The organism is Rhizobacter sp. P3_C12 (assembly GCF_056402735.1).
This window is the reverse complement of record NZ_JBFUGW010000009.1, coordinates 48,216-58,294: the sequence shown is the minus strand read 5'-3', so window position 1 is coordinate 58,294 and position 10,079 is coordinate 48,216. Positions and strand designations below refer to the sequence as shown.

Below are 10,079 nucleotides of genomic sequence, written 5' to 3'. Positions count from 1 at the left end.
CGTGTACTCCGCTCTTGGGCGGGGCACATCATGAGCTGGCGCTGTGCGGTCGTGTCATCCGATGCGAGCATGACAGCTGCCATCGCCGACACACTGCGCACGGACCGATCCCTTGAGGTGGGTTGCTATGCGCAGCCGGCCGGGCTGCCTGTCGGCCTGAACGGCATCGTGCTGGTCGCCCAGGAAGCCAGCCCCCAGCTGGCCTGCGAACAGATCCGGCTGCTGCGCAGCGAACACCCGAGCGTTGCCCTGTTTGTTGCCACCCCCCACGTCGGCGCAGAACACCTGGACGCGCTGTTCGACGCCGGCATCTGCGATTTCGTCTCGCTTCCGGTCGCCGAGCAGGAGCTTCTCGCGCGCGTCCACCGTTCTCAGAGCACCCGTCTGCCCGCACCGCCCTCCGACCCGGCGCCCTGTGACAGGCTGCGTTGCTTCATTGGCAGCAGCCCGAACTTTGCACGCCAGATTGCCAAGCTGAAGGTGTTCGCCGCCTGCGATGCGGGCGTCCTCATCATCGGGGAGACGGGCACGGGCAAGGAAATCTGTGCGCAAGCGATGCACTATCTCTCGGCACGGGCCGACAGGCCCTGGGTGGCGGTGAACTGCGGCGCCATCCCGACCGAGCTGATCGAAGACGAATTGTTCGGCCACGTGAAAGGTGCCTACACCACGGCACACGCGTCGCGCTCCGGCCTGGTCAGCGAGGCCGAGGGAGGCACCCTCTTCCTCGACGACATCGACTGCCTGCCATTGGCGGCCCAGGCCAAGCTGCTGCGCTTCCTGCAGGAACGCGAGTACCGCGCGGTCGGCAGCAACAAGGTGCAGCGCGCCGACGTGCGTGTCATTGCGGCGAGCAACCTGCAGCTCTCCCAGCTGGCCATGCGGGGGTTGTTTCGCCAGGACCTGTACTTCAGGCTCAACGTGCTGTCGCTCCATTTGCCCCCGCTGCGCGAGCGCACCGAAGACATCCGCCCGCTCGCGCTCCATTTCATCGAGCGCTTCGCCACGCAGTGCAAGCGACCTCTGAGGGGCTTGTCTCAGATCGCACTGCAGCGGCTCATCAACCACACCTGGCCCGGCAACGTGCGCGAGCTCCAGCACGTGATCGAGCGAGCGGTCCTCCTGGCTCAGAATTCCCTGCTGACGGCCGCCGACATCGAGCTGGGCGACCACTCCCGATCGGCCCTCTCGCCGAATTCCTTCCAGGCCGCCAAGGCGCAGGTGGTGCAGCAATTCGAGCGCGGCTTCATCGAGCAGTTGCTCGCCGAACACGCCGGCAACGTGACGCACGCGGCGCTTGCCGCCCAGAAGAACCGCCGTGCGTTCTTTGCGCTGATGCGCAAGCACAACATCCAACCCCAGCGCTTCCGCCCCTCCCCCGCTTGAGGCGCGGACGGCGCCCCACTCCCGCTCCTCCCTCACCTCGTGCGCGTGCCCTCGCCGTGGTGCGAGTGCGCCGCTGCGGCGGGCGGGTACCCGCTCGTCCGGGCGAACGGGCAGGACATTCCAGAGAACACGTGGACAAACTTGTCCGCCCTCTCGTGCAGCCTGCCGATGCGCCCGGCGCAGCACGCGACGCCGCGGATCGGCAGGACAAATCCATCCTCGTCCTCGAGGCATCGGCCCGTGCGGAGCCAATCAGATCAAGCACTTGCGCACATGCAGGCGGTGGCACATCACTTGCGAAGTCAGACGCAAATGCCACGCGCCTGCCGCCATGCCACATGCCACCGTGAACCCGGCGATCGTGCGGGCGGTGGCGCGCTATCTCAGTGCGAATCCGCTTGCGAGCGACACGTCTCAAGGCATCGCGCAATGGTGGCTGCACGACCGGCGCCATTGGCCCGAGGCCGACGTGCTCATCGCGCTGGAGTGGATGCAACGGTGGCAGCTGCTCGAACGAATCGTCGCCCCGGATGGGCGCGTTCGTTTTCGTCGCGACGCCGCAGTTCCCGACGAGGCATGGCAGCAGCGTCTGCAAGGCGCGCTGCAGACCCTGCCGCCGATTCCTTGACCCCTTCCCTCCCTGGAGCCCGTCATGCCTGAAGTCAAAATGTCAGTCAGCCTCAAGGTCGCCGGTGGTCCCGCGCTGGCGGTCAATTTCGCAGAGAACGTCGAAGCCTACGACGTCATCGAAGTGACCGTGCCACCCGCCACGCCTGAGCTCGAGGTCCAGCTGCAACCTGCCGCGGCGTCACGTGTGAACCTGATGCTGGTCCAGTCCGATCGCTACGGACCCGAGATCACCTACATGGCCAGCGACGGCGCTGCCGATTCCGACCCGGTGACGCTGCACGGGCCACAGCTCTTCGGCCGTGGCGTGCTGTCGCTGTTCGGCCTCGACGTCCTCACCCTGAAGTTCGGCAACGCCCATCCAGCCCCTGCGGCCGGTGCCGCGCCGCTGGCCGCTCGCATCCAGATCGTGGTGGGTCGCGACGCAACGCCCTGACCGCCCCCCACTCTGCCCTTCGACTCCGACGAGGAACCGCCATGCCAAGCTACCTGACCCCCGGCGTCTACATCGAGGAGCTGCCCAGCGGCTCGCGCCCGATCGAGGGCGTCGCCACCTCCACGGCCTGCTTCGTCGGCTACACCGAACGCGGGCCGATCACCGTGCCCACGCTGATCGGCAGCTGGGACGACTACGAGCGCAGCTTCGGAAGCCTGCGCCGGGCCACCACACCCGTGATCGGTTCGGCCGCACCGCTGGGCGACCCGATGGGTCACGCAGTCAGCACCTTCTTCCTCAACGGCGGCGGCAAGGCCTACATCGTGCGCCTGGCCACCAACGCGCTCGCGGCCACGGCCGACATCAACAGCGGCAGCGTGCTGCTCACCGTGACGGCGGCCAACCCCGGCACCTGGGGCAACGGCCTCGTGCTGCGGCTCACCGAACGCACCGAAGGCGGCGCGACGGTGTTCGACGCGCGCGTCGGCCGCGTCGTCAACGGCGATTTCGAGGTGCTGGAGGCGCTGGGGTCGGTGGTGCCGGAAACCGGCCAGGCCAACACCATGGGTGCGGCCCTCGGCGCGGCCTCGAAACTGGTTCGTGTCACCGTGCCGGCCGGTCGCGAAGCCGCCTTGCGCACCCACCTCGAAGCCGCGGTCACCTTCACCGACGTGACCCTGGCCGGCGGCAGCAACGGCACCGCGCCCGGCAGCGACCAGTTCGAGGACGCCTTCGCGGCGCTCTCGCGCGTGCGCGACGTCAACATCCTGCTGTTGCCCGGACAGAGCTGGAGCGCCGCCACCGGCCGCCCGCTGCTCGAGCAGGCGATCGCGCATTGCGAGTCGCAGCGCAACCGCATGCTGATCGTCGACGTGCCGCCCGGACAGGAGCTGGACGACGAGAACGAGGTCAACGCGCTCGACCTGCCGACCTCGACCTACGCCGTCACCTATTACCCGTGGCCGCTGGTGGCCAACCCGTACTACAGCAACGACGTCAACCCGACCACCGGCGCCGGCCCGGCCGAACCGCGCACCGTGCTGGTCTCGCCCTCGGCGATGGCGGCCGGCCTGTGGGCCAAGACCGACACCCGGCGCGGCGTGTGGAAGGCGCCGGCGGGCATCGAGTTCCCGCTGCTGGGCGCCAACGCGCTCGAGTTCACGGTCGACAACACCGAGCAGGACTTCCTCAACCCCGCAGGTGTCAACGCCCTGCGCCGGATGCCGGGATTCGGTCCGGTGGTCTGGGGCACACGCACCCGCTCGACACGCGCCAACCCCGAGTGGCGCTACGTGCCGGTGCGGCGCACCGCGATCTTCATCGAGGAGAGTGTGTTCGGCGGCATCCAGTGGGCGGTGTTCGAGCCCAACGACCACCGCCTGTGGTCTTCGCTGCGCGCCAACATCGAGTCGTTCATGAATGGCCTGTTCCGCGCCGGCGCATTCCAGGGCGAGAAGGCCACCGACGCCTTCTTCGTCAAGTGCGGCCTCGGCCAGACGATGACGCAGGACGACATCGACCGCGGCCAGGTCATCGTGCTCATCGGGTTTGCGCCGCTCAAGCCCGCCGAGTTCGTGATCGTGCGCATCCAGCAGAAGGTCGGCCAGCAGTAAGCCGGCGAACGACGAACAGCAGCCTCAAGGAGAGCGTTCATGGCAGCCCCGATGTTTCCGGTCAACACGCACCGCTACGACCCGTACCGCACCTTCAAATTCCAGGTGCTGATCGACGGCAAACCCGTGGCGGGCCTGAAGAAGATGGGGGCGCTGAAGCGCAAGACCGAACCGATCAAGTGGCGCGCAGCCGGCGACCCGACGCAGGAACGCATCCTGCCCGGCGGCACCAGCTACGAGCCGCTGACGCTCGAGCAGGGGCTGTCGCACGACCCGGTGTTCGAGAACTGGGCCAACCTCGTCAACAACATCACCGGCGATGCCGCGATGTCGCTGAAGAATTTCCGCAAGGACATCATCATCAACGTGCTCAACCTGCAAGGCCAGGTGGCGCTGTCGTACAAGGTGTTCCGCGCCTGGGTCTCGGAGTACCAGGCCGTGCCCGAGATGGATGCCGGCACCATGAACGCGGTCGGCATCCAGACCATGACGCTGCAGCACGAGGGCTGGCAGCGCGACACGGCGGTCGCCGAGCCTGCGGAGACCTGAGCGGCCGGGCCATGAACCATCCGCCCCGCCCTCCCGCGCACAGGCCGCTTCCCGGTGGATTGGGTGGCGGTGATGTCCTGGCGCGCGACTACGCCTTCCGGCCACTCGACGGCACGCTCGAACTGGCGTTGGCCACCGCGGCCGGCGAAGCGCGCCACACACCGGACGCCGTGACGGGTGTGCTGGCGAGCGCGCTGGCCACGCTGGCCGGCGGCGAACCGAGCCGCGAACGCGTGGCGGCCCTGTGCATGGCCGACCGGCAACTGCTGATGCGCGAACTCGAACACCACCTCGGCGTCGCGCAACGCTGGCTCAGTGCCGCCTGTGGCGTCTGCCGCGCGCGCTTCGACCTGCAGATCGATCCGGCCGCGCTGCCRGTCAAGGCGGCTGCCGCCGGTTACCCGCAGGCGCGCATCGCGTGGGATGGCCACGACTACGTGCTGCGCGTGCCCTGCGGCCAGGACCAGGCCTGGCTGGCCGAGACGCATCCGGCCGATGCGGCGCGCGCACTCGCCGCGCGCCTGGTGCAAAGCGTCGACGGTGTGCCGGTGAACGGCTTCGACGCCGCATCACTTCCCGAAGGCTGGTTGCACGCAGTCGACGAAGCCCTCGACGAGATGGCGCCCGCCGTCGCCACGCAGGCGCTGGCCTCGTGTCCCGAATGCGGCCAGGCCAACACCGTGGCGCTCGAGCCCTACGGTGCACTGGCACGCACCGACGCCGATCTGCTCGACGACATCCACCGGCTGGCGAGCCAGTACCACTGGAGCGAGCGCGAGATCCTCGCCTTGCCGCGCGCCCGCCGCAACGACTACCTGCGCCGCATCGACGACGAGCGCGGGTTGACACACTGACGGAGCAGCCGGACATGGGACTGCTTCTCGACACCGTGAACGACGCCTGGCGACCTCTGCCAACCGGCGCGCTCGTGCTGCGTCGCTCCGCCGCGGCCGACCACGACCTGCCGTCGGAAGACGTGGGCAGCTCGGCCGATCCCGGCGCGTTCACGGTCTACCGACTTCAGAAGGAGGGTGGTTCGCCACCCGTGGCGCCGCTGCAGGGGCCTTCCATCCTCGGACAAGGAGCGCCTCACGGTGCAACCGGACCCGAGGGTGTTGTGAATAGCATCGTCCACCCATTGGTTAGCCGAAAGGACGGCCTCGAAAGAGGAGAGAAGATCACGCGAGAAGTTCACGCACAGGATGCTTTGTCGAATCAGCGGTTGGAGTCGTCGTCCGTTTCACCGGGTCTTTCGGGTGCACAGTCTCCCGAGTTTTCCGCTTCGGTTTCGTCTTTGATCGCAACGAGCGATGAAGAAGCTGTACCTGCCGTCACCAACGCGCCTGCTCAACGTAGATACGGAAAAATTGGTGGGAGCCAGGTGGCCCCTGGTGCCCCTTCTGAAGACCTCTCCGGCAAGCCGGCGCATGGGGCGGCCGTCCGCGTCGCGGCAGCCGCCGTTGTCGAAGCGATCGACGCCATCGACGAGGCCGCCCCGGTCGACGCGTTGAACAGCCTCGCGGCGATCGACACCATCGAGTCGCAGGCCGTCACGACGCAGACGGTGTCTCGTGCGGACCGCGCGAAGCCCGAAGCCGGCACCGCTCGCGCCGTGCCGGCGCAGGTGTACGCGCAGCCGCAGCCGCGGTCGCAGCCCGCGAGCCGCGCGCAGACACCGACGACCGCATCCGGACCCCGCGCCGCCATGCGTGCGGACCCGCCCGCCGCCGCCGGACTGCACATCGGCCGCATCGACGTCACCGTGCTCGCCCAGGCGCCGCGCCCGGCCCCGGCGGCGCCGACCAGCCCGCTGCTCGACAGCCAGTTCCTGAGCCGCAACTACCTGCGCAGGACCTGAAGCCATGGCCGTCGGCATCTCCTCTCTTTCCGCCGTCTGCCGCCAGTTCGGCCAGGTGGTGTCGGCCGGCATCAACGACGTGGTCGACAACTCGCGCATCGAGGTGCTGGTCGGCACGCCCGCGGCGGCCGCCACCGCCACCGGCGAAAGCGATGCGGACCACCGGCTCAACCTGTTCTTCTTCCGCTTCGAGCCGTCGGGCTTCTTCCCCGACACCCTGCCCGGCCAGACCTGGCTGTTGCGCATGCACTGCCTGATGACGCCGTTCTGCGCCGACGAGGACAGCATCTCCGCGGGCGAGAACGACCTGCGCGTGATCGGCGACGTGATGCGCCTGCTGCACGAACGTCCGGTCCACCTGGTGACGGTGGAAGACGAATTGTTCGAGGTGCAGTCCGTGTTCTGCACGCTGGGGCTCGATCAGCTCAACCAGCTGTGGTCGACCCAGGGCGACACCGTGTACCGGCCCTCGGCCTTGTTCGAGGTGTCGCTGGCGCCGGTGATCCCGCGGGTGGCCGCGGTGCCGCCGCCGCTGGTCGGCAGCCTGGGTCTCGGCGTGCGTGCCACCCTCGCCGCGCGCCACGGCCTGCCGGCGTCCGGGCAGATCGGCACCCATGTGCCGGTGACGCGGCGCGCCCAGCCCGACACCCGCAGCGGCGAGTGGATCCCGGCCCTGTGCCTGGTGAGCGCAGGCCTGTGCCTGCGCTCGGTGTCGCTGCCGCTCGGCGAACTCGCCGGCTTCGAGCCGCGCGCCTGGGTCGCCGGTTTGCCGGGCGCCGAGGTGTCGCTGCATTGGCAGGTGTGGAGTTCGGTCGACGGTTGGGTGCCCGCCGGCGCGGTGGACGAATTCGCCGTCATCGACATGGTCATCGATCCGGGTGCGGTGGACAGCGCCAGCACGCGTTCCCTGACCCTGCCGTTCGACGACCGCACCGGACAGATGCTGCTGACGGTGCAGCGCGAATTCGTGCGGCCCGCCGACGGCGTGACCCTGACCTTGCGCAGCGAGCCGGTGCTCATCACTGTCTTCGAAGGTCCGTGATGAACGCGCCGCGCCTCGAGCTGCCTGCGGCCTGCCTGCTCGGACCCGAGTGGGATCGGCTGCACCTGCTGGGCTACTTCGCGTCGCTGAGCCGGCAGGGCCAGGCACTCGGCGAAGAACAGGTGGCGCAGCTGCGCGAGCTGCAGGCCCAGGTCGACGTGTTGCGCGGTCCGGGCGGCACCTGGCAGCGCGCCCTCGGCACCCTGCCCGACCGGCTGGCGCTCGACGTGCTGGCCTGCGTGGCCGGTCCCGAACTCGAACCCCGCTTCGGCTGGGTGGTGCAGCAGCTGCAAGGCGGCTCGCCCTATCCGTCACGCGCATTGATCCAGGAACTGCTGGCGCTCGACCCCACGCAGGCCCATGCACTGCGCGCCGCGCTCGAACGCGACAGCCCGCTGGCCCGTTCGGGCTGGCTGCGCGGCGTGCACGACGATCCCTACAAGCCGCTGCAGCCCGACGCGCGGCTGATGGCTCGGCTCGGCGACCATGCCCACAAGCCGCCGCCCCCGCCGGGCGCCGAGCTGGTTCCGCTGGTGGCCGGCTGGCAGGACCTGGTGCTGCCGCCGGACCGCCTGCAGCTGCTCAACGAGTACCTGCTGTGGATCCGCGAACGCGACACCGTCGTCGGCCGCTGGGGCGGGCAACGCGTGGGCGGTCCGGTGGCCCTTTTCGCAGGTCCCTCGGGCACGGGCAAGACGCTCGCGGCCAGCGTGATCGCCGGCGCCCTCGGCTGGCCGCTGTTCCGCATCGACCTCGGCCGCCTCGTCAGCAAGTACGTCGGTGAAACCGAAGAGAACCTCAACCGCCTGTTCGAAGCGGCGCACGAACGACCGATGGTGCTGCAGTTCGACGAGGCCGACGCCCTGTTCGCCAAGCGTGGCGAAGTGAAGGAGGCGCGCGACCGCTACGCCAACATGGAGGTCAGCCACCTGCTGACGCGCATCGAGTCGCACGACGGCCCCTGCATCCTGACCACCAACCTGCGCCGCCAGCTCGACGCGGCCTTCCTGCGTCGCATCCACATCGTGGTCGAGTTCCCGCGGCCCGATGCCGCGGGACGCACCCTGCTGTGGCAACGCCTGCTGCCGCCGCGGGCGCCGCGCGCCGGCGACCTCGACGCCGAACTGCTGGCCGCTGCGGTGCCGCTCACCGGTGGACAGATCCGCAACGCCGCGCTGCACGCCGCCTACCTCGCGGCCGGTGAAGGCGGCGTGGCCATCGAACGCCGCCATGTGGCCGTCGGCGCCTGGCGCGAGCTGTCCAAGGACGGACGCGAGAACTCGCGCACCGACATCGGCGCCCTCGCCGCCCACCTTCCGCCGGAGATGTTCCGTGACTGAGATCGATCGCCTGTCCTTGTCCCTGCCCGCCGGCTTCGATCAGCGCGCCACACGCCTGGCGCGACTGACCGCGCAGGCCCTGGCGCGGCACGAGCTGCCGGCCCGCGGCGTGCTGCCCGCGGTCAGCGTGGCGCCGTTGCAGCTGGACGCACGCCGTTCTGATCATGCCCTGGCCGACGTGCTGGCCCGCCACATCGCGGCCGGCATCGGCGCGGCCGCAGGAGGCCTGTGATGCTGAACGAAACCCGCGGTTTCCTGCTCGAGTACGCGCTGTCGCTGCCGCCGTTGATGCTGGCCTTCGAGTTCAACCCGCAGCAGATCACGCGCAACCGCAGCGTGACCATCACGCTGGGTTCGACGCCGGCCACGCGCGGCGGCTATGACTTCGCGTTGCCCACCGAGACAGCGCGCGTGGCGCAAGGCGTGGCCATCGAACCCGAAAGTTTCGATGTCGAGATCCTGCTCGACGTGACCGACCGCATGAACGACGGCGACCCGATCGCGCGCACCTTCGGCATCGAACCCGAACTCGACACGGTGCGCAGCATGTGCGAGCCCAAGGCGCAGGGACCCGGCGGACTGCAGATGCTGTCCAGCCTCGGCCTGGGCGGCGCGCGCGCCTTCCAGAAGAGCGAGACCGCGTCGGTGCTGCTCTTCGTCTGGGGCACCCACGTGCTGCCGGTGTTCCTGAAGGCGGTCGACGTGACCGAGTCGCAGCACCTGCCCAGCCTGGTGCCGTACCGCGCCACGGTGAAGCTCACGCTGCAGGTGATCGAAGGCCGCAATCCCTTCTACATGGCCGAGAAGGTGCGACAGGTCGCCTCGGCCGCGCTCAACACCGGCCGCACCGCCGCGGCCGCCATCGGGGGGCTGCTCTGATGTTCCTCAAGAACTCGCGTTACCTCGCCAGCCAGCGCTTCGCGCCGGACGCCGACGGCATCCTGCCCTTCAAGGGCGTGCGGCCACGTCCCATCGGCACCGCCACCGGCGTGGTCGAGCACGGCCTGCAGGCGGGCGAACGCATGGAATCGCTGGCCACGCATTTCTACAACGACGCGCGCTTGTGGTGGCGCATCGTCGACGCGAACGCCGACGTCCTCTGTGCCGCCGAAGTCGAACAGCTCGGCCTCGATCCGCTGCCCGGCGAGCCACGCGAGCTCGCCTCGCAGGATCCCGCCGAGACCGAATACGGCGAAGTCCTGCTGGTGCCCAAGGCGAAGGAGTGACA

General features: G+C 69.2%; 12 protein-coding genes. All 12 read left to right on the top strand.

Going from position 1 to position 10,079, the window contains the following annotated elements; translation table 11 throughout:
• On the top strand, positions 1-1,386 hold a 1,386-nt coding region (locus AC1DXV_RS03405), incomplete at its 5' end, for a sigma-54 interaction domain-containing protein (protein ID WP_477932486.1).
• 346 nt (positions 1,387-1,732) lie between these two features.
• Complete coding sequence (locus tag AC1DXV_RS03400; RefSeq protein WP_477867206.1) at positions 1,733-2,014, top strand: hypothetical protein; 282 nt, start codon at positions 1,733-1,735, stop codon at positions 2,012-2,014.
• Between the two features lie 24 nt (positions 2,015-2,038).
• Positions 2,039-2,449: a hypothetical protein gene (locus AC1DXV_RS03395; protein ID WP_477867208.1), complete on the top strand. Its 411-nt coding sequence runs from the start codon at positions 2,039-2,041 to the stop codon at positions 2,447-2,449.
• Between the two features lie 41 nt (positions 2,450-2,490).
• A complete protein-coding gene (locus AC1DXV_RS03390) occupies positions 2,491-4,062 on the top strand; it encodes a phage tail sheath family protein (protein WP_477867210.1) in 1,572 nt (523 codons plus the stop codon).
• 39 nt (positions 4,063-4,101) lie between these two features.
• Positions 4,102-4,611 carry a phage tail protein gene (locus AC1DXV_RS03385; protein ID WP_477867213.1) on the top strand — a complete coding sequence of 170 codons (510 nt, stop codon included), beginning with the start codon at positions 4,102-4,104 and terminating at the stop codon, positions 4,609-4,611.
• Positions 4,612-4,622: 11 nt separating this feature from the next.
• Positions 4,623-5,465: a hypothetical protein gene (locus AC1DXV_RS03380; protein ID WP_477867215.1), complete on the top strand. Its 843-nt coding sequence runs from the start codon at positions 4,623-4,625 to the stop codon at positions 5,463-5,465.
• Between the two features lie 14 nt (positions 5,466-5,479).
• Positions 5,480-6,469, top strand: a complete 990-nt coding sequence (locus AC1DXV_RS03375; RefSeq protein WP_477867217.1) for a hypothetical protein — start codon at positions 5,480-5,482, stop codon at positions 6,467-6,469.
• Positions 6,470-6,473: 4 nt separating this feature from the next.
• Positions 6,474-7,511 carry a Pvc16 family protein gene (locus tag AC1DXV_RS03370; RefSeq protein WP_477932484.1) on the top strand — a complete coding sequence of 346 codons (1,038 nt, stop codon included), beginning with the start codon at positions 6,474-6,476 and terminating at the stop codon, positions 7,509-7,511.
• Positions 7,511-8,851 (top strand): ATP-binding protein, encoded by a 1,341-nt coding sequence (locus tag AC1DXV_RS03365; RefSeq protein ID WP_477866881.1) that lies wholly within the window; start codon positions 7,511-7,513, stop codon positions 8,849-8,851. Before AC1DXV_RS03370 ends, AC1DXV_RS03365 begins: the two co-directional genes overlap by 1 nt.
• Positions 8,844-9,083, top strand: a complete 240-nt coding sequence (locus tag AC1DXV_RS03360; RefSeq protein WP_477866883.1) for a hypothetical protein — start codon at positions 8,844-8,846, stop codon at positions 9,081-9,083. Before AC1DXV_RS03365 ends, AC1DXV_RS03360 begins: the two co-directional genes overlap by 8 nt.
• Positions 9,083-9,730, top strand: a complete 648-nt coding sequence (locus AC1DXV_RS03355; RefSeq protein ID WP_477866885.1) for a hypothetical protein — start codon at positions 9,083-9,085, stop codon at positions 9,728-9,730. Before AC1DXV_RS03360 ends, AC1DXV_RS03355 begins: the two co-directional genes overlap by 1 nt.
• A complete protein-coding gene (locus AC1DXV_RS03350) occupies positions 9,730-10,077 on the top strand; it encodes a hypothetical protein (RefSeq protein ID WP_477866887.1) in 348 nt (115 codons plus the stop codon). Before AC1DXV_RS03355 ends, AC1DXV_RS03350 begins: the two co-directional genes overlap by 1 nt.
• The last annotated feature ends 2 nt before the right edge of the window (positions 10,078-10,079 follow it).

Excerpts from the sequence above, each read along its gene's own strand:
- AC1DXV_RS03375 (WP_477867217.1), top strand. The coding sequence starts at position 5,480 with ATGGGACTGCTTCTCGACACCGTGAACGACGCCTGGCGACCTCTGCCA.
- AC1DXV_RS03355 (WP_477866885.1), top strand. The coding sequence starts at position 9,083 with ATGCTGAACGAAACCCGCGGTTTCCTGCTCGAGTACGCGCTGTCGCTG.
- AC1DXV_RS03350 (WP_477866887.1), top strand. The coding sequence starts at position 9,730 with ATGTTCCTCAAGAACTCGCGTTACCTCGCCAGCCAGCGCTTCGCGCCG.
- AC1DXV_RS03370 (WP_477932484.1), top strand. The coding sequence starts at position 6,474 with ATGGCCGTCGGCATCTCCTCTCTTTCCGCCGTCTGCCGCCAGTTCGGC.
- AC1DXV_RS03365 (WP_477866881.1), top strand. The coding sequence starts at position 7,511 with ATGAACGCGCCGCGCCTCGAGCTGCCTGCGGCCTGCCTGCTCGGACCC.
- AC1DXV_RS03390 (WP_477867210.1), top strand. The coding sequence starts at position 2,491 with ATGCCAAGCTACCTGACCCCCGGCGTCTACATCGAGGAGCTGCCCAGC.
- AC1DXV_RS03385 (WP_477867213.1), top strand. The coding sequence starts at position 4,102 with ATGGCAGCCCCGATGTTTCCGGTCAACACGCACCGCTACGACCCGTAC.
- AC1DXV_RS03395 (WP_477867208.1), top strand. The coding sequence starts at position 2,039 with ATGCCTGAAGTCAAAATGTCAGTCAGCCTCAAGGTCGCCGGTGGTCCC.